Source organism: Coralloluteibacterium stylophorae (genome assembly GCF_018122625.2).
In the GTDB taxonomy this organism is placed as follows: domain Bacteria; phylum Pseudomonadota; class Gammaproteobacteria; order Xanthomonadales; family Xanthomonadaceae; genus Coralloluteibacterium; species Coralloluteibacterium stylophorae.
This window is the reverse complement of record NZ_JAGQFT020000001.1, coordinates 528,971-552,911: the sequence shown is the minus strand read 5'-3', so window position 1 is coordinate 552,911 and position 23,941 is coordinate 528,971. Positions and strand designations below refer to the sequence as shown.

The following is a 23,941-nucleotide window of genomic DNA, read 5'->3' as shown; positions in this document are numbered from 1 at the left end:
GCGCAGTATAAGCGGCGCCCCGCGGCAAGGCCCCACCGGGACGGGCGTTGGGCAGGCCGTCATGGTGCGCTGTACTAGAATGCGCGGATGATCCAGATCAGCGACACCGCACAGCGCCATTTCCGCAGGCTGCTCGAGACCCAGGGCGGCGACGCCGTCGGCATCCGCCTGTCGGCGGTCGAGGCCGGCACCCCGCGCGCCGATGCGCGGCTGGAGTTCTGCGAGCGCGAGGACCTCGACGGCGACGAGTGGGCGATCGACTGCGAGGGCTTCGTCCTGTACGTCGATGCGCAGGCCGCCCCGTACTTCGATGCCGCGGAGATCGACTACGTCGCCAGCGGCACCGCGGGCCAGCTCAACATCCGCGCGCCCAGGATCAAGGGCCACGTGCCCGGCGACGACGCCTCCATCGTCGAGCGCGTGCGCTGGCTGCTCGACACCGAGATCAATCCGCAGCTCGCCTCGCACGGCGGCCGCGTCGCGCTGGAGGAGGTGACCGGCGACGGCGCGGTGATCCTGCGCTTCGGCGGTGGCTGTCACGGCTGCGGGATGGCCGACGTGACGCTCAAGCAGGGCATCGAGAAGACCCTGCGCGGGCGCATCCCCGAGATCACCGCGGTGCGTGACGCGACCGATCACGACACCGGTACCGCGCCCTACATCCAGCGCAGCGTCTGAACCCGGCACGCGCCACCGCCGTGGGCGCACCCGCGCATCGGCGCCGCCGCGACCGTCTCCCGGCATGACCGCCGTTCCCGCTGCCTGGCGCCGCCGCGATCGCTACGGGCTGGCCGAGCGCTTCACCGCCACGCGCGGATTCAGCCTGCTCGCGCTGGTGCTGGCGATCCTGGTACACGTCCCGGTGATGCTGGCGATGCTCCTGCCGGTGACCCCGCCTCCGTCCGCGGAACCGATACGCCGCGGCGGCGCAGTCGGCGAGGGCGGGTTCACCCTGGTCGACATCGCTCCCGAGGCACCGCCGTCGCCCGCGCCGCCGCCGCCGCGCACCTCCGCCGTGCAGGCCTCTTCCGTGCCACCGGCGCCGCGGCCCGCGCAACCGGCGCCGCAGCCGGCGACTGCCGAGGCCGAACCCGAGGCCGAGGCCGAGACCGAGACCGCCGCCGAGCCGCCACCCGAGACGGAGCCGGAGGCGATTGCGCCCACCGCGCCCGAGCCGCCGCCCGAGGCGGCGGTGCCCGTTGCCGAGACGCCGCCCGAGCCGCAGCCGGCGCCGCCGGCGATCGAGCGCGAACGCCTGCAGATCGAGCCCGAGGCGCTGGACCTCGCGCGGCCGCAGCCCGATCCGCTCGTGCAGGTCGAGCCGGACCTGCAGGCCGAGCCCGAGCTCCAGCCGGAACCGCAGGACCAGCCGCAGGCGCAGGCCGCGCCGCAGCCGGAAGCACCCGCGCCGGTGGAATTCGTGATCGAGGACTGGGTCCTGGCGCAGCCCGAGGCGCCGGTCGCCGACGCGGCGCCGGCCGCGGTCCGGCCCGAGCTGCGGCTCGAACGCGAGCCCCAGCCCGAGGCGGCGGCCGAGCCTGTCCCCGAGGCGCCCGCCATGCCCCTCGAGCGGACGCGTCTGGCGACGCCGGCCGAGCCGCTGTCGCTGCCGACGCCCGATCCCGGTCCCGCTGTCGTGCCGGAACTGGCGGTCGAGCCGGACCCGGCTCCGCCGGCGGAAGTCCCGCCCACGGAGCAGGATGCGGAACCGGAGCGCCCGGCGGAGACGCCGCTTGCCGAGGCGGAGGCGCCCGAGGCGTCGCCGGTCGAGCCCGTACAGCCTGCGCCCGATCCCGACGATGCCGCAGCGGATCCCGCGGCGGACGCGCAGGCGCCGGCCACGGCGGATGCGCAGGACACGGCGGCCGATGCGGACGCCGCCGACGCGGTGACGCAAGCGCCTCCGCTCGACTTCGGCCCGCCCGCGGACCGCGGCGAGCCCCCGCGTGCCGACGACTGGTCGGACGACTGGAGCGCGCCGGGCGACACGCCGAATCCGGCGCTGGCGGGATCCGACCTGCCGCGGCTGTACCAGCGCGACGGCGGCCTGAATGTCGACGAGGGCCTCGCCGACGGGATCGACGACGCGCGCGCGCTGGAGCGGGCCCCGACCGAATTCAGGATCGCCAACCTCGACAAGGCCGGCACCTTCCGGCGGCCGCTGCCGCGCGAATACGAGCCGACGCGCTGGGACGACTACTGGGTTCCCGAGCAGAACCTGCTGGAGGAGTGGGTCGCGCGCGGCATCAAGAGCGTGAGCATCCCGATCCCGGGCACCCGCTACAAGCTCGTCTGCACGATTTCGGTGCTGCAGTTCGGCGGCGGCTGTGGCCTGGATCGCGGCGGGCAGGCGCACGATCCGAAGCCGCCGCCGGACGTGCCGCTGAGCCCCTTCCGCCTGCCCGACGTGGCTGCGGATCCCGCGACGCCGCCGCCCGATCCGGGCGTCTGCGATGCGCTGCGCCAGGCCATGGATGCCGCCCGCAGCGCATCCGAGCTCGAGGCCGCGCGCGACGCCGCGATCGAGCGCGGCTGCACCTCCTGAGGCAACTCCGGTGGGGTGTCGCGACCGGCATCTGCCATGACCTCATTGGGTACCGGTGCCGCGCCTCGCAGCCCCGTCCGGACCGGCGCGCGGGGCCCTACGGAAACGAAAAAGGCCCCGCGGGTGCGGGGCCTTTCCAGCGCGATCGCGAAGCCCGCGTCAGCGGACGTGGCTGAGATCGGTGAGGTCGGTGGCCTGCCTGGAGAAGTAGGCCGCGATCTCCTCGATGTCGGCGTCGCTGAGGTTCTGCGCGAACGGCTGCATCTGCGGGTTCTGGCGCTCGCCGGAGCGGTAGTCGTGCAGGGCCTTGGCGAGGTAGTCGGGATACTGGCCGGCCAGCTTCGGATAGGTCGGCGCCAGGCTCTCGAGGCCGGTAGGGCCATGGCACTGGGTGCAGGCCTTGGCCTTCTCGGGGATGTCGGCGGGCAGTTGCGCCGCGTCCTGGGCGAACGCCGCGGAGGCGGAGAGGGCGAGGGCGGCGGCGAGGAGCCCGCGGGCGAGGACGTGGTTCATCGTGCACCTCCACCGAGGCTGGAGAGATAGGCGGCGATGTCGGCGATGTCCTGGTCGGAGAAGCTCTCCGCCTGCGCGCGCATGGTCGGATGGTTGCGGCGGCCCTCGCGGTACTCGTGCAGCGCGGCGACGATGTAGTCCTCGTTCTGCCCGCCGATCCGCGGCACGTGGTAGTTCGGGTAGGCGTTCTTGTACCCGGTGACGCCATGGCACCCGGTGCACGTGTAGGCCAGGTCCGCACCGCGCTCGACCTCGCCCCTGGGCGATTCCGGTGCCGCGGGGGCGGGCGTTGCGGCGGGAGCGGCGGGAGCGGGCGTGTCCTGCGCGTGCGAGACGCCGGCGGCGAGGAGCGCGAGGCTCATGCCGGCGGCGAGGTGGCGGATTGGCTTCATCGTCGGTGTGGTCCGGGACGTGTGGCGGTTCGAACAAAGCGGGCAGTATAGCGGTGCGCGACCGTGATGCCATTCATCGCCGCGGCACTCGGCCCCGGCAGGGAGAGGATCAAGCTTCCCGTCGCGACCCGGGCAGGACGAGGTCGCCGCCGTCATTCCGTCACCGTCCGCCGCGCACCATCGCGCTCCCCGGCCATGCGGCACCGCGCCAGGCCGCCCCGGCGGCCGGTCGTCCGCCGAACGGCACTCCGCAGCCTGACCTTCGGCACATCCACCGCCGCGGGTGGCCCGCAATACTGTCATACATACCTATAACACCAGGCTTCCACCACGCCATGAACGCCCACGCCCTCCCGCTGCGCCGCGCCGCCCTGGTCCTCGCCGGCGTCCTCCTGCTCTCCGCCTGCGGCGGCAGCGACGAGAAGGCTGCCGACGCCGCTTCCGAGACTCCCGCAGCAGGCGCCGAGGCACCCGCCGCGCAGCCCGAGGCGGTGCCGGTCGAGACCGCCCGCGCCGCCGAGCGCGAGATCGCTGCCAGCTACACCACGACCGCCGCGCTCGAGGCGCCCGGCGAGGCGCAGGTGGTGGCCAAGACTTCGGGCGTCCTGCTCGAGCTGATGGCGGAGGAGGGCGACCGGGTGAAGCGGGGCCAGGTGCTGGCCCGGATCGATCCGGATCGCCCGCGGCTGGAGGTCGCGCGGACCGAGGCGGCGATGCGCAAGCTGGAGGCCAACTACGCACGTTCGCAGCAGCTGGCCGACAAGCGCCTGGTCAGTGCCGACGCCAACGAACAGCTGCGCTACGACCTGGCCAGCGCACGCGCGGCCTGGGAGATGGCCAAGCTCGAGCTGAGCTACACCCAGATCGAGGCGCCGATCGACGGCGTCATCGCGCAGCGCATGGTCAAGCGCGGCAACCTCATCCAGCTCAACAGCGCGCTGTTCCGCATCGTCGACGACTCGCGCCTGGACGCGGTCCTGAACGTGCCGGAGCGCGAGCTCGCGATCCTGGAACCGGGGCAGACCGTGCTGCTGCGCGCCGACGCGCTGCCGGGCGAGGTATTCGAGGGCAAGGTCGACCGCATCAGCCCGGTGATCGATGCCGGCAGCGGTACCTTCCGCGTCACCTGCGCCTTCGATGCCGGCCAGGCGCTGCGGCCGGGCATGTTCGGGCGCGTCGAGGTGATCTACGACCGGCGCGACGACGTGCTGACCATTCCCCGCAGCGCGCTGCTCGAGGAGGGCGGCGAGCCGGCGGTGTTCGTGGTGCGCGACGGCAAGGCGGTGCGCACGCCGGTCGAGATCGGCCATTCGGGCAGCGACTACGTGGAGGTCCGCTCCGGCGTGGAAGCCGGCGCCAGCGTGGTGACCGCCGGCAAGCTGGCGATCCGCGACGGCGCCGCGGTGGAGACGCTGCCGATGGACGACGGCGCCCGCACCGCAGCCGCGACCCCTTCTGCCGAAGGCAACGGCGGCGGAGCGGTCCGGCAATGAACTTCATCGAGGCGTCCACCCGCCGTCGCGTCACCGTCGCGATGGCCACGCTCACCGTGGTCCTGTTCGGCCTGATCGCGCTGCGCGACATCAAGGTCAACCTGCTGCCGGACCTCAGCTATCCCACCCTGACCGTGCGCACCGAGTACACCGGTGCCGCGCCCGCGGAGATCGAGACGCTGATCACCGAGCCGGTCGAGGAATCGGTCGGCGTGGTCAAGAACCTGCGCAAGCTGCGCTCGATCTCGCGCACCGGGCAGAGCGACGTGGTGCTCGAGTTCGCCTGGGGCACCGACATGGACCGCGCCGGCCTCGAGGTGCGCGACAAGCTGGAGACGCTCGACCTCCCGCAGGAGGCCACCGCGCCGGTCCTGCTGCGCTTCAACCCGTCCAACGAGCCGATCGCGCGCCTGGTGCTCTCGGCCAAGGAGGGCGAGAGCGCGAACGCCGACGGCGCGCTGACGCGCCTGCGCCGCTACGCCGACGAGGAGCTGACCAAGCGCCTGGAGCCGGTCGAGGGCGTGGCCGCGATCAAGGTCTCCGGCGGCCTCGAGGACGAGGTGCAGGTGCTGATCGACCAGCAGCGCCTGGCCCAGCTCGACATCCCGATCGAGACGGTGATCGAGCGGCTCAGGCAGGAGAACATCAACGCCTCGGGCGGACGGCTGGAATCGGGCAGCCAGCGCTTCCTGGTGCGCACGGTGAACCAGTTCGCCTCGCTCGAGCAGATCGGCGACATGATGGTCACCACCCGCGCCCAGGGCGGCGGCAACAGCGCCGCCCAGGAGGCCGCGGCGGCCGCGGCGCGGGTGGCGGCGATGACCGGCTCGGCCGATGCCCTGGCGGCGGCGGCGACCGCCAGCTCGGCGGCCTCCGGCGACGGCGCCAGCTCGCCCGGCGGCGGTCTCGCCGTGCGCCTGCGCGACATCGCCACGATCCAGCAGGGCCACAAGGAGCGCGAGGCGATCATCCGCCTGGGCGGCGAGGAGGCGGTCGAGCTCGCGGTCTACAAGGAGGGCGACGCCAACACCGTCACCGTCGCCGACGCCATGCATGCGGCGCTGGAGCGGGTGCGCGCCGACCTGCCGCCGGACGCGGAGCTGACCGTGGTCGAGGACCAGTCGATCTTCATCCGCCAGGCGCTGGCCGACGTGCGCTTCGACGCGCTGCTTGGTGGCGTGCTGGCGATCCTGATCATCTTCTTCTTCCTGCGCGACAGCTGGAGCACGTTCGTGATCTCGCTGTCGCTGCCGGTCTCGATCGTCGCGACGTTCTTCTTCATGCAGCAGCTGGGGCTGAGCCTCAACGTGATGTCGCTGGGCGGCCTGGCGCTCGCCACGGGCCTGGTGGTCGACGATTCCATCGTGGTGCTGGAGTCGATCGCGAAGGCCCGCGAGCGTGGCCTCGGTGTGCTCGCCGCGGCGATCGAGGGCGCGCGCGAGGTGAGCATGGCGGTGGTCGCCTCTACGCTCACCATCGTCGCGGTGTTTCTGCCGCTGGTATTCGTCGAGGGCGTCGCCGGCCAGCTGTTCAAGGACCAGGCGCTGACCGTGTCGATCGCGATCATGGTCTCGCTGGCGGTGTCGCTGACCCTGGTGCCGATGCTGAGCTCGCTGAAGGGCCGTGCGCCGATGGCCTTCCCGGAGGAGCCGGCGCGCGCGCCGTGGCATCCGCGCTCGCGCGTGCTGAAGCCGGTGGCCGCCACCCGCCGCGGCATCGGTCATGGCGTGCGCGGCGCCGCGTTCGGGATCGGCTGGCTCGCGGTCACCGCGTTCCGCGCGGCCGGCCGCGTCGTCGGCCGCGCCCTGCGCTTCATCGGCACCTGGGTGATGAAGCCCTACGACCGTGCCGCCGCCGGCTACGCGCGGCTGCTGCCGCGGGCGATGGCGCGGCCGCGCCTGACGCTCGGCACCGCCGCGGCGGTCTTCGTCGCCGCCATGGCGCTGGTGCCGCTGCTCGGCCTCGACCTGATCCCGCAGCTCGCCCAGGACCGCTTCGAGATGACGGTCAAGCTGCCCGCCGGCACCCGCCTGGAGGAGACCGACGCGCTGATGCGCGCGGTGCAGGCCCGGCATGCGGAGGATCCGGGCATCCACGCGCTCTACGGCGTCTCCGGCAGCGGCACGCGGCTGGACGCCAGCCCGACCGAGTCCGGCGACAACATCGGCAAGCTCAGCGTGGTGCTGGCGCGCGGCGCACCGGGCGACACCGAGGAGACCGAGACCGAGCGCCTGCGTGCGACCATGGCCGGCTACCCGCAGGCCGAGGTCAAGTTCGGGCGGCCGGAACTCTTCAGCTTCTCCAAACCGCTGGAGATCGAGCTGCGCGGCCGCGACCTGGACGCGCTGCAGGTGGCCGGCCAACGCCTCGCCGCCATGCTGGGGGAGAACGACCGCTTCGCCGACGTCGAGTCGAGCGTGCAGGACGGGTTCCCCGAGATCCAGATCCGCTTCGACCAGGACCGCGCCGCCGCGCTCGGCCTGACCACGCGCCAGATCGCCGACATCGTCGTGCGCAACGTGCGCGGCGAGGTGGCCACCCGCTACAGCTTCCGCGACCGCAAGATCGACGTGCTGGTGCGTGCGCAGGAGGACGACCGCGCCTCGGTCGCCGACATCCGCAACCTCATCGTCAATCCGCAGAGCAGCCGTCCGGTGACGCTGGAGTCGGTGGCCGAGGTCGAGACCACGACCGGCCCGAGCGAGATCCATCGCGCCGACCAGGTCCGCGTGGCAGTGGTCTCGGCGAACCTGCGCTACGGCGATCTCGGCAGCGCGGTGGCCGCGGTGCAGGCGATGGTCGCGGAGAACCCGCTGCCGGCCGGCGTCGGCCTGCACGTGGGCGGGCAGGGCGAGGAGCTGCAGGATTCGGTGAACTCGCTGCTGTTCGCCTTCGCGCTGGCGATCTTCCTGGTCTACCTGGTGATGGCCTCGCAGTTCGAGTCGCTGCTGCATCCCTTCGTGATCCTGTTCACCGTGCCGCTGGCGCTGGTCGGTGCGGTGCTGGCGCTGGTGCTGACCGGCTCGACGCTCTCGGTGGTGGTGTTCATCGGCCTGATCCTGCTGGTCGGCATCGTGGTCAAGAACGCGATCATCCTGATCGACAAGGTCAACCAGCTGCGCGAGACGGGCGTGGCCAAGTACGAGGCCATCATCGAGGGCGCGACCTCGCGCCTGCGGCCGATCGCGATGACCACCCTGACCGCCCTGTTCGGCTTCATGCCGCTGGCCTTGGCCACGGGCGAGGGCGCCGAGATCCGAGCGCCGATGGCGATCACCATCATCGGCGGCCTGGCGGTCTCGACGCTGCTGACCCTGCTGGTGATCCCGGTCATGTACGGGCTGCTCGACCGGCGCCCGGACGCGCACTACGTGCGTCGCGCGCAGCCGGTCGCGCGCGCCGACGACGCGCTCGACGGCGGGCTGGGCGAGGGCGCGCAGGCATGAGCGCGCCCGACGACATCCCCCAGGGCGCCGGCGAGAAGCCGCAGCGCCACGGCTGGTCGGTCGCCGAACTGAGCCTCAAGCGGCCGGTGACGGCGATCATGTTCTTCGTCTCGCTGCTGGTGATCGGCCTGCTCGCCGCGGTGCGCCTGCCGCTCGAACAGCTGCCGGAACTGGACGCGCCGTTCGTCCTGGTGTTCCTGCCCTATCCGGGCTCGAACCCGCAGGAAATCGAGACCAACCTGATCCGCCCGGTCGAGGAGGCGCTGGCGACGCTGCCGGGCATCAAGCGCATGCAGTCGCAGGCCGGCGCCGACCAGGGCTTCGTGTTCATCGAACTCGCCGACTGGGACCGCGACGTCGAGATCGCCGCGGCGCAGGCGCGCGAGAAGCTCGACGCGATCCGCGACGAGCTGCCCGAGGATTTCCAGCGCTACCAGATCCGCAAGTTCTCGACCAGCGACGAGGCGGCCCTGCGCGTGCGCCTGGCGAGCAAGCAGGACCTGACCGGCGCCTACGACCTGCTCGACCGCGAGCTGGTGCAGCGCGTCGAGCGCGTGCCGGGCGTGGCGCGCGTGGAACTGTCGGGCGCGCCGCCGAGCGAGATCGAGGTGGCTCTGGATCCGGACCGCCTGAGCGCGCACGGCATCGCCCTCAACGACCTGGCGCAGCGCCTGCGCGCAGTGAACTTCTCGGTCTCCGCCGGCGAGATCGACGACCGCAGCGGCCGTCGCGTGCGCGTGCAGCCGGTGGGCGAGATGCGCGACCTCGACGAACTGCGCGATCTGGTCATCGACGAACGCGGCCTGCGCCTGGCCGACGTCGCCGAGGTCCGGCTGAAGCCGCAACGCGTGGACTACGGGCGCCGCCTCGACGGGCGCCCGGCAGTGGGCATCGACGTATACCGCGAGCGCAACGCCAACCTGGTCGAGGTCACCCGCGCGGTCCTCGCCGAGCTCGAGCAGGTCAAGACGGAATCGGCGTTCGAGGGCGTGGCCTTCAACATCATCGACGACCAGGGCGAGTCGGTGACCAGTTCGCTGAAGGAGCTGGCGGAGTTCGGTCTCATCGGCATCCTGCTGTCGGTGGCGGTGCTGTACTTCTTCCTGCGCCACTGGCCGTCGACGCTGATGGTGACGCTGGCGATCCCGATCTGCTTCGTCATCACCCTCGGCTTCATGTACTTCTTCGGGCTGACGCTCAACATCCTGACGATGATGGGCCTGCTGCTCGGCGTCGGCATGCTGGTCGACAACGCGGTGGTGGTGGTCGAGAGCATCTATCAGGAGCGCGAGAAGCTGCCGGGCAACCCGATGCAGGCCTCGCTCACCGGCACCCGCAACGTCGCCATCGCGCTGTCCGCGGGCACGCTCTGCCACTGCATCGTGTTCGTACCGAACCTGTTCGGGCCGGCCAACCAGATCAGCATCTTCATGGTGCAGCTGGCGATCACCATCTCGGTGTCGCTGCTGGCGTCCTGGCTGGTCGCGGTGAGCCTGATCCCGATGCTATCGGCGCGCATGAAGACGCCGCCGGCCGCGGTGTCGGACACGGGCTTCATCGCCCGGCTGCAGGCGCGCTACGCCCGGCTGCTGCGCTTCACCCTGGCGCATCGCGGCCTGTCCATCGCCGGCATCGTCGCGATCGTGCTGGTGAGCATGGTCCCGGCGAAATTCACCAAGTTCGACATGTTCGCCGAGGAGACCGGGCGCGAGCTGCGCCTGGGCTACAGCTGGAACGGCTCGTACCCGCTCGCGCAGATGTCGAGCGAGATCGCCCGGGTCGAGAACTGGCTCGACGCGCACCGCGAGGAGCTGCAGATCACCCAGATCTATTCCTGGTTCAGCGAGAGCGAGGGCGGCAGCACCATGCTGCAGCTGACCGAGGACGGCGAGATCCGCGACACCAAGGCGATCATGGAGCAGATCCGCACCGGGCTGCCGAAGTCGGCGCGGGTCAAGGTCGCCTTCAGCAACGGCGACGGCGGTGGCGGCGGGGGCGACAGCAACGCGATCCAGGTGTCGCTGATCGGCGATTCGCCGGAGATGCTGCGCGAGATCTCGCAGTCGATGGTCCCGGTCCTGGCGGCGCGGCCGCAGCTGCGCGACGTGCGCCTGGACGAGGGCGACGAGAACTCGGAGCTGGCGATCCGCGTCGACCGCGAACGCGCCGCGCAGTACGGTTTCGGCGTGGAGGAGGTCTCCAACTTCGTCAGCATCGCCCTGCGCGGCTCGCAGCTGCGCGATTTCCAGCGCGGCGACAGCGAGGTGCCGATCTGGGTGCGCTTCGCAGGTGCGCAGCAGTTCCGGATCGAGGACCTCTCCGGGCTCGACCTGCGCTCCGCCGACGGGCGCAGGATCCCCCTGCTGTCCCTGGTCGACGTCCGCACGCGGCCCGCGGCGACGCAGATCTCGCGCACCAACCGTGAGACCACGCTGAGCATCCAGGCCAACCTGGCCAAGGACGTGACGGTGCCGCAGGCGCGCGAGGCGATCGAGGCCGCGCTCGCCACCTACGAGATGCCCGACGGCTACCGCTGGAGCCTCGACGGCGCGTTCCAGCAGGACGACGAGGCCGGCAAGCAGATGCTGTTCAACCTGCTGCTGGCGGTGGTGATGATCTACGTGGTGATGGCGGCGGTGTTCGAGTCGCTGCTGTTCCCGGCGGCGATCATGTCGAGCGTCCTGTTCTCGATCCTCGGCGTGTTCTGGCTGTTCGCGTTGACCGGCACGTCGTTCACGGTGATGTCGTTCATCGGCATCCTGGTGCTGATGGGCGTGGTGGTGAACAACGGCATCGTCATGGTCGAGCACATCAACGCGCTGCGGCGCGCGGGGATGGACCGGACCGCGGCGCTCGTCGCCGGCAGCCGCGAGCGCCTGCGCCCGATCATGATGACCATGGGCACGGCGATCCTCGGCATGCTGCCGCTGTGCGTGGCGACCACCCAGCTCGGCGGCGGCGGGCCGGCCTATTACCCGATGGCGCGCGCGATCGCAGGCGGCCTGGCGTTCTCGACCGTGGTCAGCCTGCTGTTCCTGCCGACGATCTACGCGGTGCTCGACGACATGAGCGCGGCCACCTCGCGCCTGCTGAAGAACGTGCGCGCGAAGGCGCCGCTGCGGCCGCGGGCAGCGTCGGCGATGGAGTGAACGGGACGGGCGGCGGGCGCGAGTGCCCGCCGCTCAGACCAGCCTGCGCAGGATCGACAACCCGCCGGTCCACACGCCGATGGCGGTGCCGAGGCTGGTCAGGAAGAAGTTCAGCAGGATCCGCGACACACGGTTGCGCCACCAGCCGCGCACGGTGGCGACGTCGTCGCGCAGGGCCATGAAGTCGGCGTAGGTCGGTTTGCGCATCCAGGTCTCGACCAGGGCGCTGACGGTGCCCGAGGCCAGCGCCGGATGCAGCGGCGTGATCGGCGAGGAGACGAAGGCGGCGAGGATGCTCAGCGGATGACCACCGGCGATCGCACAGCCCAGCGCACCGAGAAAGCCGGTCGCCAGCACCCAGTGCAGCAGCAGCGCGCCGCCGAGGTCGACGCCGCCCTGCCAGAACCCCCAGGCGAAACCGCCGAAGACGAGCACGGCGAGCGCGATCGTGAACCAGGGGATGCGGCTGCCCTGCGGCGTCTCGATCAGGCGCGCGCGCACGGCGTCGGGCGCCTCCCGCTGCTCGGCCAGGTGCGCGGCGACGCCCTTCAGGTGCCCGGCACCGAGCACCGCGAGCACATGGCGCGCACCGTGGACCTGCGCGGTCTCGCGCAGCGCCGCGGCCATGTACTCGTCGCGCTCGGCGATGATGCTGCGGTAGAGCGCGGGGTTCTCGCGCGCGAAGTCGCCGAAGCTGCTTTCGAGCATGTCGCCGGACTTCAGCTTCTCGATGTCCGCCTCGCTGACCTCCTCGTCGGCGAACAGGCTCATCAGCAGGCCAGCGCTGATCTTGGCGCGTCCCCAGAAGCCCAGCGAGGCCAGCGCACGGCGGAAAGTGACCCCCACGTCGCGGTCCACCAGCGCCAGCGGCAGGCCGCGCTCGGCGGCGCGCATGGCCGCGGCCTTCAGCTCCGCGCCCGGCTCGATGCCCAGCTGTTCGGCGAGCCGCCGCTGATAGGCGGCGAGGCCGAGGTTGGCGGCGAACACCGGCGTCCGCCCGCTGCGGATGACCTGCAGGAGGTCGAGGCGCGCCATGGCGTCGGGGTCGTTGAGCGCGGCGTGGCGCTGGGCGTCGAGCTCGACGGCGACGAGGTCGTAGCCGGCGTCGCCGGCCAGCGCCTGTTCGACCGCCTCCACGCTCGCGCGCGAGACGTGGGCAGTGCCGAGCAGGACAAAGCGCACGCCGTCGCGCTCGACCTCGGCGAAGGGTTGGCCGCCGAACCGCGCCGCACCCTCGTCGGCGCGTGCGGCGCCGTCTCGATCCACGGGCTGCATCGGGCTCAGTCGCGGTAGCGGCGAAGGAGGTCGCCGTAGGCGTCGATGCGCCGATCGCGCAGGAACGGCCAGATCCGCCGCACGTGCTCGCTGCGGCCGAGGTCGACCTCGGCGTGCAGCACCTGCGGCGCGTGCGAGGCCTCGGCGAGGAACTCCCCCTGCGGCCCGAGTACGTGGCTTGCCCCCCAGAAGTCGATGCCGGACGCGCCCAGCGGCGACGGCTCGTGCCCGACCCGGTTGCACGACAGCACCGGAACGCCGTTGGCCACGGCGTGGCCGCGATGGCTCAGGATCCAGGCATTGCGCTGCCGGTCCTTCTCGTCCTGGGGGTCGTCGGGATCCCAGCCGATCGCGGTGGGATACAGCAGCAGTTCGGCGCCGGCCAGGGCCATCAGGCGCGCGCCCTCCGGATACCACTGGTCCCAGCACACCAGCACGCCCAGGCGGCCGACCGAGGTGTCCACCGGCTCGAAGCCGAGGTCGCCGGGCGTGAAGTAGAACTTCTCGTAGAAGCCGGGGTCGTCGGGGATGTGCATCTTGCGGTACTTGCCGACCAGGCGGCCGTCGGCCTCCAGTACCACCGCGGTGTTGTGGTACAGGCCGGCGGCGCGGCGCTCGAACAGCGAGCCGACGATCACCACCCCGTGCTTCTTCGCCAGCGCGCCGAGGCGCTCGGTGCTGGGGCCGGGGATCGGCTCGGCCAGGTCGAACTCGTGCACCGATTCGTGCTGGCAGAAATAGGCGCCGTTGTGCAGTTCCTGCAGCAGGACCAGGCGCGCGCCGGCGGCCGCGGCCTCGGCGACGCGCGCCTCGATCACGGCCAGGTTGGCCCCGGCGTCGCCGTGGTTGCGTTCCTGGATCAGGGCGACGGGCAGGGTGCGCTTCGACATGGGGCGGCTACCGGGAAGGTGGGCGTGACGCCGCGGACGCGGCGTCGACGCCGGACGGCGGATCAGATCAGGCCGGCCGGCAGCTGCATGGTCACGCAGTGCAGGCTGCCGTTCTGCCAGATCAGCGGGCGGCAGGGAACCGGCACGATCTCGTGGTCCGGGAAGGCCTTTTCAAGCACCGCGCGCGCGGCGGCATCGGCCGGATCGTCGTACGCGGGCATCAGCACGGCGCCGTTGACGATCAGGAAGTTCGCATACGAGGCGGCCAGGCGCCGCTCGCCGTCGCGGATCGGCTGCGCCCAGGGCAGCGCGAACAGGCGGTAGGGACGGTCGTCGGCGGTGCGGAGCCCGGCGAGCTCGGCGGCCATCGCCGCGAGCTCGGCATGATGGCTGTCGCCGGCGTCGTCGCAGGCCTGGTAGACGATGGCGTCGTCCGGCGCGAAGCGCGCCAGCGTATCGACGTGGGCGTCGGTGTCGTCGCCCTCCAGATAGCCGTGCTCGAGCCAGAGCACGCGCTCGACCCGGAGCGCCTGCTTGAGGCGTTCGGTGAGCGCTTCGCGCGTGGCCTCGGGGTGGCGCTCGTGCAGGCAGCGCCACGTGGTGAGCAGGGTGCCACGGCCGTCGGATTCGATCGCGCCGCCCTCCAGCGCGAACTCGACCGACTCCAGCGAGGCGTCGCCGAACACGCCGGCGGCGTGCAGCGACTGCACCAGGCGGTCGTCGCGACCGGCCTCGAACTTGCCGCCCCAGCCGGTGAAGCGGAAATCCAGCAGCCGGTGGTGCCTGCCGCGCTCGTCCTCGCAGGCGAGGGTGACCGGCCCGGAGTCGCGCAGCCAGGTGTCGTCGTAGGCGACCTCGACGAAGTGCAGCCGGCTCTCGTCGACGGCGGCATTGATCAGCAGCGCGGCGGCATGCTGGCGCACGGCCGCGTCGGGCACGCACACCAGTACCGGCTGCCGGCGCGCGATGGCGTCGACCAGCTTCACGTAGCTGCGCTCGACCTCGGCCAGGCGCGGCGCCCAGTCGGTACCGGAATGCGGCCACGCCACGACCACCGCGGACTGGCGCTCCCATTCCGCGGGGAAACGGTAGGACTTCATGCGGTCACCGTGCGGGCTTGGGCCCGAGCTCGCTGGCCACGGCCTTGTTGGCGACGACGTCGATCACCCGGTCGCGCTCGAAGTACACCGTGAAGGCGGGATAGACCCAGCGGTTGATGGTCGGCCACTGCGCCTTCTGCCCGCCGCGCGGCTCCAGCCTGCTCGACGGTGCGCCGTAGCGCGCCTGCACCTCGGCCGAACTCAGCCCGCGCGCCGGTACCGCGGCCGGCTCCGCGCCCACACGCTCGATCAGCAGGGTGTCGGCCTGGACGGGCAGGGCGACGGCGACGATGAGGCCAAGCAGGGCGGCACGCAGCATGGACGCTTCTCCGGGAGGGGCGGATCCGGCGGCGGCCGGACGGCGCGGACGTCGTGTCCGCGGATGGCGCGACGTTCTAGCAGAAGGCGCCGGGTCCCGCCATGCCGGCGCACGAAAAAGGCCGCGGATGCGGCCTTGTCGTGCCGGCGCAGGCGCCCCCGGGGCGCCGCGGGCGATCAGCGCTGGCGCGCCTTGAAACGCGGGTTGGACTTGCAGATCACGAAGACCTTGCCGCGACGGCGCACGACCTTGCAGTCGCGATGCCGGGTCTTGGCCGACTTCAGGGAGGACAGGACTTTCATGGCGCACTCTCGGCGGGGTTTGGCAAGCCGGCGAGTATAGCGGCCGGTCGTTCATGGAATCAACAGCTTGGCGCGCGCGGCAGGACGGCGCCCGGGGCGCCCGGCCCTGCCCCGGCGTACAATCGCCGGTCCTGTCCCTCCGGAGCCGCCATGTCCCCCGTCATTCCCGCGCTCACGATCGACGGTCCATCCGGCTCCGGCAAGGGGACCATCAGTCGCGCGGTGGCCGGGCGCCTGGGCTGGCACTACCTGGATTCCGGGGCGCTGTACCGCGCGGTGGGCCTCGCCGCCGGCTGGGCCGACATCGACTTCTCCGACCACGGCGCCCTGGTGCGCTGCGCCTTCGACACCGCGATCGTGTTCGAGACCGCCGGCACCGACGAGCCGCGCGTGCTGGTCAACGGCACCGACGCCACCGCCGAACTGCGGACCGAGACCACCGGCGCCGCCGCCTCGGCGATCGCGGCGATCCCCGAGGTGCGTACCGCGCTGCGCGACCGGCAGCGGGCGTTCCGGCAGCCGCCGGGGCTGGTCGCCGACGGGCGCGACATGGGCACCGTCATCTTCCCCGACGCGCAGATCAAGGTGTTCCTGACCGCGAGCGCCGAGGAGCGGGCCGGGCGTCGATATAAGCAGTTGAGCGAAAAAGGGGTTTCGGTTATGCTCGACGGTCTGCTGCGCGAGATCCTCGCCCGCGACGCCCGCGACGCCCAGCGCGCGGTGGCACCGCTCAAGCCCGCGGACGACGCGGTCGTGATCGACACCACCGGCACGCCGGTGGATGCGGTCGTCGAGCGCGTGCTGGACCTGGTTCCCGCGTCCCTGCGCTGAAGCGCCCGATCCAAGGACGGGCCCACGGCGCGGGGCTCGAGCAGTTCTTTCGTTCCCGGGCGTTCCCGCTCCGGGTCGTCAACCGTCGGCGCATCCGCGCCGCATAACAGGTGGGGTCGAGGACCTGTCCGGTCCGCCCCGTGTTCAACTGAGAATCCACATGACCGAATCATTTGCCGAACTGTTCGAACAGAGCCAGGCCACCCTGGCCAAGCTCAAGCCGGGCTCCATCGTCACCGGTACCGTCGTCGAGGTGCGCGACGACGTGGTGGTGGTGCACGCCGGCCTGAAGTCCGAGGGCATCGTCCCGATCGAGCAGTTCCGGAACGAGCAGGGCGAGATCGAGATCAAGGAAGGCGACCAGGTCAAGGTCGCGCTCGACGCGCTCGAGAACGGCTTCGGCGAGACCGTGCTGTCGCGCGAGAAGGCGAAGCGCGCCATGGTCTGGGACGAGCTGGAGCAGGCCCTGGAAGAGAACGCCACGATCACCGGCCGCATCAGCGGCAAGGTCAAGGGTGGCTTCACCGTCGACATCAAGGACGTCCGCGCGTTCCTGCCGGGCTCGCTGGTCGACGTGCGCCCGGTGCGCGACCCGACCTACCTCGAGGGCAAGGAACTCGAGTTCAAGCTCATCAAGCTCGACCGCAAGCGCAACAACGTGGTCGTCTCGCGCCGCGCGGTGGTCGAGAGCGAGCACTCCGAGGAGCGCGAGCAGCTGCTCGAGCGCCTGCAGGAAGGCGCGATCATCAAGGGCGTGGTCAAGAACCTCACCGACTACGGCGCGTTCGTCGACCTCGGCGGCATCGACGGCCTGCTGCACATCACCGACATGGCCTGGAAGCGCGTGCGCCATCCGTCCGAGGTGGTCAACGTCGGCGACGAGCTCGACGTGCGCGTGCTGAAGTTCGACCGCGAGCGCAACCGCGTCAGCCTCGGCCTGAAGCAGCTGGGCGAGGATCCGTGGGACAACATCTCGCGCCGCTACCCGTCGGGTTCGCGCATGCACGGCAAGGTCTCCAACGTCACCGACTACGGCGCGTTCGTCGAGATCGAGCCGGGCGTCGAGGGCCTGGTGCACGTGTCGGAGATGGACTGGACCAACAAGAACGTCAACCCGTCCAAGGTCGTCCAGGTCGGCGACGAGGTCGAGGTCATGGTGCTCGACGTCGACGAGGAGCGTCGCCGCATCTCGCTCGGCATCAAGCAGTGCCAGTCCAACCCGTGGGAAGCCTTCTCGGCGCTCCACAACAAGGGCGACCGCGTCTCGGGCCAGATCAAGTCGATCACCGACTTCGGCATCTTCATCGGCCTGGAAGGCGGCATCGACGGCCTGGTGCACCTGTCCGACATCTCCTGGAACGCCACCGGCGAGGACATCGTCCGCAACTTCAAGAAGGGCGAGGAGGTCGAGGCCGTGGTGCTGGCGGTGGACCCGGAGCGCGAGCGCATCTCGCTGGGCATCAAGCAGCTCGAGCAGGATCCGTTCGGCCAGTTCATGGCGGCCAACCCGAAGAACTCGATCGTCACCGGCACCGTCAAGGAAGTCGACGCGCGCGGCGCGACGATCGACCTGGGCGAGGGCGTCGAGGGCTACCTGCGCGCCAACGACATCGCCAAGGAGCGCATCGAGGATGCGACCCAGCACCTGAAGGTGGGCGACAGCGTCGAGGCCAAGTTCATCGGCATGGATCGCAAGGGCCGCTCGCTGCAGCTCTCGATCCGCGCCAAGGACGAGGCCGACGTGCAGGAGGCGATGGCCGAGTACTCGGCGGCGAACGCCGCTTCGGGCACGACCAAGCTCGGTGCGCTGCTGCGCGAGCAGCTGGGCAACAAGTCCGAGTGATCGTGATCGCCTGATCGTGATCGTGTCAGTCGCATGCGGCCCGGCTTCGGCCGGGTCGCATGCAAGCTTGTGTCCGTGCCCATGTCGTCGATGACCAAATCCGAACTGATCGAAGCCCTGTCCCGCCACCAGGCCCACCTGAAGGCGGACGACGTGGACCTGTCCGTCAAGACCCTGCTCGAGATGATGGCGGGCGCGCTCGCCGGCGGCGACCGCATCGAGATCCGCGGGTTCGGAAGTTTTTCCCTGCATTTCCGCCCGCCGCGTATCGGGCGCAATCCCAAGACCGGCGAATCCGTCGCGTTGCCCGGGAAGTACGTACCGCATTTCAAGCCCGGCAAGGAGCTGCGCGAGCGCGTCAACGCGGTCGAGCCGCAGCCGGCCGCGCCCGCCGCCTGAAGCCGCTAGACTGCCGGGGCCGCCACTGGCGGGAAGGATTCCACCGATGCGCATCCTCCAGCTGCTCATCGCCGCGCTCTGCGTGGCCGCGGGCGTCGTCTTCGGCGCCCTCAATCCACAGGGCGTCGCGCTCGACTTCGGGCCGTGGCGGATCGACGCCGCGCCGCTCGGCCTGTCGCTGCTGCTGGCGATGCTGGTCGGGGCGATCCTCGGCGGGCTGGTGCTGGGCGCGTTCGTGATCTGGCCCCTGCGCAGGCGGGTGTACCGGCTCGAGCGCCGCAACGGCGCCGACGAGTCCGCCGAGACCGCAGTCGTCGAGCCGGCACGCCCGACGCCGTGACGCCCTGGGTCTGGCTCCTCGTCCTGCTGCTGCCGGTCGCGGCGGCCTCGGGATGGTTCGCCGCGCGACGTAGTCGCCCGGCTGTGGGCGCGCAGGCGCCCGAGCGCCTGTCGACCAGCTACTTCCGCGGCCTGAACTACCTGCTCAACGAGCAGCCGGACAAGGCGATCGAGGTGTTCCTGCAGATCGCCGAGACCGACGAGAACACCTTCGAGACCCAGTTCGCGCTCGGCCTGCTGTTCCGCAGGCGCGGCGAGGTCGACCGCGCCATCCGCCTGCACCAGGGCCTGGTCGCCCGGCCGGGCCTCTCCGAGGCGCAGAAGCTGCAGGCGATCCTCGCGCTGGGCGAGGACTACATGCGTGCCGGCCTGCTCGACCGCGCCGAGACCCTGTTCGCCGACCTCGCGCAGGCCCAGGTGCTGGCGCCGCCGGCGCTGCGCCACCTGATCTCGATCTACCAGGCCGAACGCGACTGGGAGAAGGCGATCGAGTACGCCCAGCGCTTTGCCGCGATCTCCAAGGACCAGACCGGGCCTTTGATCGCGCAGTTCCACTGCGAGCTGTCGGAGCAGGCGCGCCTGCGCGGCGACATCGACCGCGCCCGCCAGGAGATCGCCAGCGCCTACGAGGCCGACAGCCACTGCGTGCGCGCGGGCATGCTCGAGGCCAGGCTGGAGATCGCCGCCGGCAACGACCAGGCCGCGATCCGCGCCTACGAGCGGGTGGCGCGCCACGACGTCGACTATCTGCCCGAGGTGCTCCCGCCGCTGCTCGCCTGCTACGTGCGCCGCGACGAGGGCGCGCGCGCGCGCGCGTTCCTGTCGGAGATGATCGAGCACTACGGGGGCGTGGCGCCGATCCTCGAGCTGGCGCGCCTGCTCGAGCAGGAGGACGGGCCGGAGGTGGCGCTGGATTTCCTGATCCGCCAGCTGCGGCAGCGACCCTCGGTCCGCGGCGAGGCCGCGCTCATCGAGCTGAGCCTGGCGAGCGGCAGCGATGCCGCGGCCAGCCTGCAGGCACTGAAGCAGATCAACGAGCAGCTGCTCGTGCGGGCGCCCACCTATCGCTGCAAGCGCTGTGGCTTCGGCGCGCGCTCGCACCACTGGCAATGCCCGAGCTGCAAGAACTGGGACACCGTGAAGCCGGTGCACACGGTGCTGGCCGAGTGATGCCGGACGCCGCGCAGGGACTCGCGCCCGCTCCGTTCATCGTCGCGATGATGCTGGCCGCCGCGCTGGTCTCGGCGCTGCTGACGTGGCTGGCGCGCGGGTTCGCGCTGCGCCGGCGCATGGTGGATGAGCCCGGCCGCCGGCGCTCGCATGCGCAGGCGACGCCGCGCGGGGGCGGGGTGGGCTTCGTGCTGGTCGCGATCGCGGCGGCGGCGTCGTTGCCGCTCACGGGGTGGGGCCCGGCACCGCTGTGGCTGGCGTTCGCGCTGGGGTCCGCCGCGGTCGCGGTGGCCGGCGGGCTGGACGACGTGGGTGGCCTGCGGCCGCGCTGGCGGTTCGCGGTGCACCTGGCTTCCGCGGCCGGCTACTGCCTCGTCCTCCTCGGCATGCCCGGATCGGGCGGCGAGTGGGCGCTGCTCGGACTCGCCGTCCTGTACCTGGCAGGGCTGGTGAACGCCTGGAACTTCATCGACGGCATCGACGGCATCGCCGCGAGCCAGGGGCTCGTGGTGGCGGTCGCGCTGGCCTGCCTCTCCGCCGGCACGGGTGCCGGGCTTCTGGCATGGACGCTGGCGGGGGGGCTGCTCGGGTTCCTGCCGTTCAACATGCCGCGCGCCCGCATCTTCATGGGCGACGTGGGCAGCGGAACCCTTGGCTTCGCCCTCGGCGCCCTCGCGCTGCAGGCGGCGGCGTCCGGCGCGATGCACTGGCTCGGCATGCTCGTGCTGGTGTCGGCCTGCGGCATCGACACCGCCTTGACCTTGGTGAAGCGGATACTCCAGGGGAAGGCGTGGTGGAGCGCGCACCGCGAACACCTGTATCAATGGCTGGTGCGGCGCGGCTCGAGCCATTTCCGGGCCACGGCTTCCTACTTCCTGTGGACTGCGACGGTCTGTGCCCTGTTCGCGTATCTGGCCCTCGTTGAACCCGGACTGCAGGCGCCCGTCGCGATCTTCGTGCTCGCGCTCGCCGCGTCGGCCTGGTTCCTGTTGCGCGCACGGCTGCGCATGAGCGTTCGAGGACCGAAGCGATGATGCCCTGGAAGGACCGCGTGGCCGCCTGGCTGCCGAGGCTGACGATCGTGCTGCACGATCTGGGCTGGGCGGCCGTGTCCTGGCTGTCCCTGATGCTGCTGCGCTACAGCTACGCCGGCGGTGCACCCTCGCTCGGCCACCTGCGCGTCGACATCCTGATCGTGCTGGTCATCCAGGGCCTGGTGTTCTGGCGCGTCGGCCTGTACCGCGGGCTGTGGCGGTTCGCGAGCGTCCCGGACCTGGTCAACATCCTCAAGGCCTGCCTTATCGGCACGGCGCTGATCCTGGTGGTGCAGTTCCTGCACTACCGCGCCGAGGAGCTGCCGCGCACGGTCCTGGCGTTGTATCCGCTGGTGCTGTCGTTCCTGCTGGCGACGCCGCGCTTCCTGTACCGCGCCTGGAAGGACACCCGCGACCGCGGCCGCGGCGACGAGAGCCATGTCAGGGTCCTGATCCTCGGCGCCGGCCGCGCAGGCGAGGCCCTGGTGCGCGACCTGCAGCGCGATGCGCGCTACCACGTGGTCGGCCTGGTCGACGACGATGCGCGCCTGCACGGCGCCAAGGTGCATGGCCTGCCGGTGCTCGGCGGGCTGAACCGCCTGATGGAGCTGGCGCACGAGACCGCGGTGGAGATGCTGGTGATCGCCATGCCGTCGGCGACGCAGGAGCAGATGCACGAGGTCGTGGCCCGCTGCGAGGAGACGCGGCTGCCGTTCCGTACCGTGCCGCGCCTGGACGATGTGCTGCAGGGCAGGGTGGCGCCGGGGGAACTGAAGGAGGTCGCGATCGAGGATCTGCTCGGCCGCGCACCCGTGGCCCCGGACTGGCAGGCGGTGCGGCGCTGGCTCGGCGGCCGCTCGGTCCTGGTGACCGGCGCCGGCGGATCGATCGGCTCCGAACTGTGCCGGCAATGCGCCATGCTCGGCGTCGCCCGCATCGTGCTGGTGGAGCGCTACGAACTGGCCCTAGTGCGGATCGCGACCGAACTCGGTGAACGCTTTCCCGACCTCGCGGTCGTGCCGGTGCTCGGCGACTGCGGCGACGCGGCGCTGATGCGCAAGGTGCTGCGGCGTACCCGGCCGCAGGCGGTGTTCCACGCCGCGGCCTACAAGCAGGTGCCGCTGCTCGAGGACCATGTCCGCGAGGCGGTCCGCAACAACGCGCTGGCCACCGCGGCCATGGCGCGGGTCAGCCGCGACGCGGGCGTCGGCACCTTCGTGCTGATCTCGACCGACAAGGCGGTCAACCCGGTCAACATCCTCGGCGCGAGCAAGCGGCTGGCGGAGCTGGCCTGCCAGGTCCTGGCGGAGGGCACCGAGACGCAGTTCGTGACCGTCCGCTTCGGCAATGTGCTCGATTCGGCCGGCAGCGTGGTGCCGCTGTTCCGCGAGCAGATCCGCACCGGCGGCCCGGTGACGGTGACGCATCCCGAGGTCACCCGCTATTTCATGACCATCCCCGAGGCCTGCCAGCTCATCCTGCAGGCGGCGGCGATCGACACCCACGAGGCGATCTACACGCTCGACATGGGCCAGCCCGTGCCGATCCGGCTCCTGGCCGAGCAGATGATCCGGCTGGCCGGCAAGACGCCGGGCGAGGACATCGCCATCGAGTACACCGGCCTGCGGCCGGGCGAGCGCCTGCACGAAACCTTGTTCCACGATGAGGAAGACTATCGGCGCACGGCGCATTCGAAGATCCTGCTCGCGGTGCCGCGGCGCATCGACAGTTCGGTGCTCAGGGCCGCGCTCGCGGCGGCGGAGGACGCGGTCGTGCGCTGCGACGACGACGCACTGCGGCAACTTCTGCAGGCCACCATGCCGGACTTCCAGCCGGCGCAGGCGGCGCCTCCCTACCTGGCCAGTGCCGTCGTCACGCCATTCCCAGCCATCAAGAAGGAAGCCTCAGCACAATGACCGTTGCCCGAAGCAAGCGCATCCGCAAAGCCGTCTTCCCCGTTGCCGGTCTCGGCACGCGTTTCCTTCCCGCAACCAAGACCGTCGCCAAGGAGATGCTGCCGGTCGTCGACCGGCCGCTGATCCAGTACGCGGTCGACGAGGCGATCGAGGCGGGCTGCGACACCCTGATCTTCGTCACCAACCGCTACAAGCACGCCATCGCCGATTACTTCGACAAGGCCTACGAGCTCGAGCACAAGCTCGAGCGCGCGGGCAAGAACGAGCAGCTGGAGATGATCCGCCACGTGCTGCCCGACGGCGTGCGCGCGATCTTCGTGACCCAGGCCGAGGCCCTGGGCCTGGGTCACGCGGTGCTGTGCGCGAAGCCCATCGTGGGCGACGAGCCCTTTGCCGTGGTGCTGCCCGACGACCTGATCTGGAACCGCGGCGGCGACGGCGCGCTGAAGCAGATGGCCGACCTGGCCGAGGCCGAGTCGGCGAGCGTGATCGCGGTGCAGGACGTGCCGCGCGCCAACACCGGGAGCTACGGCATCGTCGCCACCGAGGACTTCTCGGAGGGCTGGGGTCGCATCTCGGGAATGGTCGAGAAGCCGAAGCCCGAGGACGCGCCCAGCACCCTGGCGGTGGTCGGCCGCTACGTCCTCGACGGTCGCATCTTCGACCTGCTCGAGCAGACCGCGCCGGGCGCGGGCGGAGAGATCCAGCTCACCGACGCCATCGCCACGCTGCTGCAGGAGGATCCGGTGCTCGCCTACCGGTTCAGGGGCACGCGCTTCGACTGCGGCCAGCACCAGGGCGTGGTGGAGGCCAACATGCGTTTCGCGCTCGACAACCCCAGGCTGCGCGAATCCACCCTGGCGGCCATGCGCTCGGCGCTGGCCGACGTGGAGAAGGGCACCGCCTGACCGCCTCGGCGGGGCGGCGACCACGCCAACGAACAACGGCGCCCTCGGGCGCCGTTGTTCGTTGCGGCCGGCGGGCC

The 23,941-nt window shown here is 71.3% G+C and carries 20 protein-coding genes; 13 read left to right on the top strand and 7 right to left on the bottom strand.

Annotation, left to right across the window (positions count from 1 at the left end):
- The first annotated feature begins 87 nt into the window (after nt 1-87).
- Nucleotides 88-678 (top strand): NifU family protein, encoded by a 591-nt coding sequence (locus tag KB893_RS02445; protein ID WP_211927823.1) that lies wholly within the window; start codon nt 88-90, stop codon nt 676-678.
- Between the two features lie 64 nt (nt 679-742).
- On the top strand, nt 743-2,545 hold the full coding sequence (locus KB893_RS02440; RefSeq protein ID WP_213173391.1) for a hypothetical protein: 1,803 nt from the start codon (nt 743-745) through the stop codon (nt 2,543-2,545).
- 159 nt (nt 2,546-2,704) lie between these two features.
- Here the strand turns inward: KB893_RS02440 and KB893_RS02435 are convergent, their stop codons facing one another.
- Together KB893_RS02435 and KB893_RS02430 are read right to left on the bottom strand one after the other, a co-directional pair.
- A complete protein-coding gene (locus tag KB893_RS02435) occupies nt 2,705-3,058 on the bottom strand; it encodes a c-type cytochrome (RefSeq protein ID WP_211928031.1) in 354 nt (117 codons plus the stop codon).
- Nucleotides 3,055-3,450 (bottom strand): c-type cytochrome, encoded by a 396-nt coding sequence (locus tag KB893_RS02430; RefSeq protein WP_211928030.1) that lies wholly within the window; start codon nt 3,448-3,450, stop codon nt 3,055-3,057. Before KB893_RS02430 ends, KB893_RS02435 begins: the two co-directional genes overlap by 4 nt.
- A 335-nt stretch (nt 3,451-3,785) precedes the next feature.
- Here KB893_RS02430 and KB893_RS02425 point away from each other — a divergent pair, with 335 nt between their 5' ends.
- From KB893_RS02425 to KB893_RS02415, 3 genes are read left to right on the top strand one after another with little or no spacing between them, the layout of a single operon-like run.
- Nucleotides 3,786-4,943, top strand: a complete 1,158-nt coding sequence (locus tag KB893_RS02425; RefSeq protein WP_213173390.1) for an efflux RND transporter periplasmic adaptor subunit — start codon at nt 3,786-3,788, stop codon at nt 4,941-4,943.
- Nucleotides 4,940-8,389, top strand: a complete 3,450-nt coding sequence (locus KB893_RS02420) for an efflux RND transporter permease subunit (protein ID WP_213173389.1) — start codon at nt 4,940-4,942, stop codon at nt 8,387-8,389. Before KB893_RS02425 ends, KB893_RS02420 begins: the two co-directional genes overlap by 4 nt.
- Complete coding sequence (locus tag KB893_RS02415) at nt 8,386-11,538, top strand: efflux RND transporter permease subunit (protein WP_213173388.1); 3,153 nt, start codon at nt 8,386-8,388, stop codon at nt 11,536-11,538. The genes KB893_RS02420 and KB893_RS02415 overlap by 4 nt, the downstream gene beginning before the upstream one ends.
- A 33-nt stretch (nt 11,539-11,571) precedes the next feature.
- Here the strand turns inward: KB893_RS02415 and KB893_RS02410 are convergent, their stop codons facing one another.
- From KB893_RS02410 to ykgO, 5 genes are all read right to left on the bottom strand, one after another.
- Nucleotides 11,572-12,822, bottom strand: coding sequence for a TraB/GumN family protein (locus KB893_RS02410; protein ID WP_377730670.1), 1,251 nt, complete (start codon nt 12,820-12,822; stop codon nt 11,572-11,574).
- Complete coding sequence (locus KB893_RS02405) at nt 12,819-13,703, bottom strand: carbon-nitrogen hydrolase (protein WP_211927752.1); 885 nt, start codon at nt 13,701-13,703, stop codon at nt 12,819-12,821. The genes KB893_RS02410 and KB893_RS02405 overlap by 4 nt, the downstream gene beginning before the upstream one ends.
- A gap of 62 nt (nt 13,704-13,765) precedes the next feature.
- Nucleotides 13,766-14,803 (bottom strand): agmatine deiminase family protein, encoded by a 1,038-nt coding sequence (locus KB893_RS02400; RefSeq protein WP_211927753.1) that lies wholly within the window; start codon nt 14,801-14,803, stop codon nt 13,766-13,768.
- Between the two features lie 4 nt (nt 14,804-14,807).
- Nucleotides 14,808-15,122: a hypothetical protein gene (locus tag KB893_RS02395; protein WP_211927754.1), complete on the bottom strand. Its 315-nt coding sequence runs from the start codon at nt 15,120-15,122 to the stop codon at nt 14,808-14,810.
- A 176-nt stretch (nt 15,123-15,298) separates the two neighbouring features.
- The gene (ykgO, locus tag KB893_RS02390) at nt 15,299-15,424 is read right to left on the bottom strand and encodes a type B 50S ribosomal protein L36 (RefSeq protein ID WP_005913193.1); all 126 of its coding nucleotides are present in this window, start codon (nt 15,422-15,424) and stop codon (nt 15,299-15,301) included.
- A gap of 150 nt (nt 15,425-15,574) precedes the next feature.
- Between ykgO and cmk the strand changes: the two genes are divergently transcribed.
- The 8 genes from cmk to galU all read left to right on the top strand — a co-directional run bounded on the left by cmk (nt 15,575) and on the right by galU (nt 23,864).
- Complete coding sequence (gene cmk, locus KB893_RS02385; RefSeq protein WP_211927755.1) at nt 15,575-16,255, top strand: (d)CMP kinase; 681 nt, start codon at nt 15,575-15,577, stop codon at nt 16,253-16,255.
- 160 nt (nt 16,256-16,415) lie between these two features.
- Nucleotides 16,416-18,098, top strand: coding sequence for a 30S ribosomal protein S1 (gene rpsA / locus KB893_RS02380; RefSeq protein ID WP_213173387.1), 1,683 nt, complete (start codon nt 16,416-16,418; stop codon nt 18,096-18,098).
- A gap of 90 nt (nt 18,099-18,188) precedes the next feature.
- Nucleotides 18,189-18,497, top strand: coding sequence for an integration host factor subunit beta (locus tag KB893_RS02375; RefSeq protein ID WP_213173399.1), 309 nt, complete (start codon nt 18,189-18,191; stop codon nt 18,495-18,497).
- 46 nt (nt 18,498-18,543) lie between these two features.
- Nucleotides 18,544-18,837: a lipopolysaccharide assembly protein LapA domain-containing protein gene (locus KB893_RS02370; protein ID WP_211928286.1), complete on the top strand. Its 294-nt coding sequence runs from the start codon at nt 18,544-18,546 to the stop codon at nt 18,835-18,837.
- Nucleotides 18,834-20,006: a lipopolysaccharide assembly protein LapB gene (gene lapB / locus KB893_RS02365; protein ID WP_213173386.1), complete on the top strand. Its 1,173-nt coding sequence runs from the start codon at nt 18,834-18,836 to the stop codon at nt 20,004-20,006. Before KB893_RS02370 ends, lapB begins: the two co-directional genes overlap by 4 nt.
- Nucleotides 20,006-21,040: an MraY family glycosyltransferase gene (locus KB893_RS02360; RefSeq protein ID WP_246505254.1), complete on the top strand. Its 1,035-nt coding sequence runs from the start codon at nt 20,006-20,008 to the stop codon at nt 21,038-21,040. Before lapB ends, KB893_RS02360 begins: the two co-directional genes overlap by 1 nt.
- Entirely contained in the window at nt 21,037-22,956 is a 1,920-nt protein-coding gene (locus KB893_RS02355) for a polysaccharide biosynthesis protein (protein ID WP_213173384.1), read from the top strand. Before KB893_RS02360 ends, KB893_RS02355 begins: the two co-directional genes overlap by 4 nt.
- The gene (galU, locus tag KB893_RS02350; RefSeq protein ID WP_211928213.1) at nt 22,953-23,864 is read left to right on the top strand and encodes a UTP--glucose-1-phosphate uridylyltransferase GalU; all 912 of its coding nucleotides are present in this window, start codon (nt 22,953-22,955) and stop codon (nt 23,862-23,864) included. Before KB893_RS02355 ends, galU begins: the two co-directional genes overlap by 4 nt.
- Nucleotides 23,865-23,941: the final 77 nt, after the last annotated feature.

Bases quoted from the DNA above. Each gene is read 5' to 3' on its own strand.
- KB893_RS02445 (WP_211927823.1), top strand. From the start codon at position 88: ATGATCCAGATCAGCGACACCGCACAGCGCCATTTCCGCAGGCTGCTC.
- KB893_RS02440 (WP_213173391.1), top strand. From the start codon at position 743: ATGACCGCCGTTCCCGCTGCCTGGCGCCGCCGCGATCGCTACGGGCTG.
- KB893_RS02435 (WP_211928031.1), bottom strand. From the start codon at position 3,058: ATGAACCACGTCCTCGCCCGCGGGCTCCTCGCCGCCGCCCTCGCCCTC.
- KB893_RS02430 (WP_211928030.1), bottom strand. From the start codon at position 3,450: ATGAAGCCAATCCGCCACCTCGCCGCCGGCATGAGCCTCGCGCTCCTC.
- KB893_RS02425 (WP_213173390.1), top strand. From the start codon at position 3,786: ATGAACGCCCACGCCCTCCCGCTGCGCCGCGCCGCCCTGGTCCTCGCC.
- KB893_RS02420 (WP_213173389.1), top strand. From the start codon at position 4,940: ATGAACTTCATCGAGGCGTCCACCCGCCGTCGCGTCACCGTCGCGATG.
- KB893_RS02415 (WP_213173388.1), top strand. From the start codon at position 8,386: ATGAGCGCGCCCGACGACATCCCCCAGGGCGCCGGCGAGAAGCCGCAG.
- KB893_RS02405 (WP_211927752.1), bottom strand. From the start codon at position 13,703: ATGTCGAAGCGCACCCTGCCCGTCGCCCTGATCCAGGAACGCAACCAC.
- KB893_RS02400 (WP_211927753.1), bottom strand. From the start codon at position 14,803: ATGAAGTCCTACCGTTTCCCCGCGGAATGGGAGCGCCAGTCCGCGGTG.
- KB893_RS02395 (WP_211927754.1), bottom strand. From the start codon at position 15,122: ATGCTGCGTGCCGCCCTGCTTGGCCTCATCGTCGCCGTCGCCCTGCCC.
- ykgO (WP_005913193.1), bottom strand. From the start codon at position 15,424: ATGAAAGTCCTGTCCTCCCTGAAGTCGGCCAAGACCCGGCATCGCGAC.
- cmk (WP_211927755.1), top strand. From the start codon at position 15,575: ATGTCCCCCGTCATTCCCGCGCTCACGATCGACGGTCCATCCGGCTCC.
- rpsA (WP_213173387.1), top strand. From the start codon at position 16,416: ATGACCGAATCATTTGCCGAACTGTTCGAACAGAGCCAGGCCACCCTG.
- KB893_RS02375 (WP_213173399.1), top strand. From the start codon at position 18,189: ATGACCAAATCCGAACTGATCGAAGCCCTGTCCCGCCACCAGGCCCAC.
- KB893_RS02370 (WP_211928286.1), top strand. From the start codon at position 18,544: ATGCGCATCCTCCAGCTGCTCATCGCCGCGCTCTGCGTGGCCGCGGGC.
- KB893_RS02360 (WP_246505254.1), top strand. From the start codon at position 20,006: ATGCCGGACGCCGCGCAGGGACTCGCGCCCGCTCCGTTCATCGTCGCG.
- KB893_RS02355 (WP_213173384.1), top strand. From the start codon at position 21,037: ATGATGCCCTGGAAGGACCGCGTGGCCGCCTGGCTGCCGAGGCTGACG.
- galU (WP_211928213.1), top strand. From the start codon at position 22,953: ATGACCGTTGCCCGAAGCAAGCGCATCCGCAAAGCCGTCTTCCCCGTT.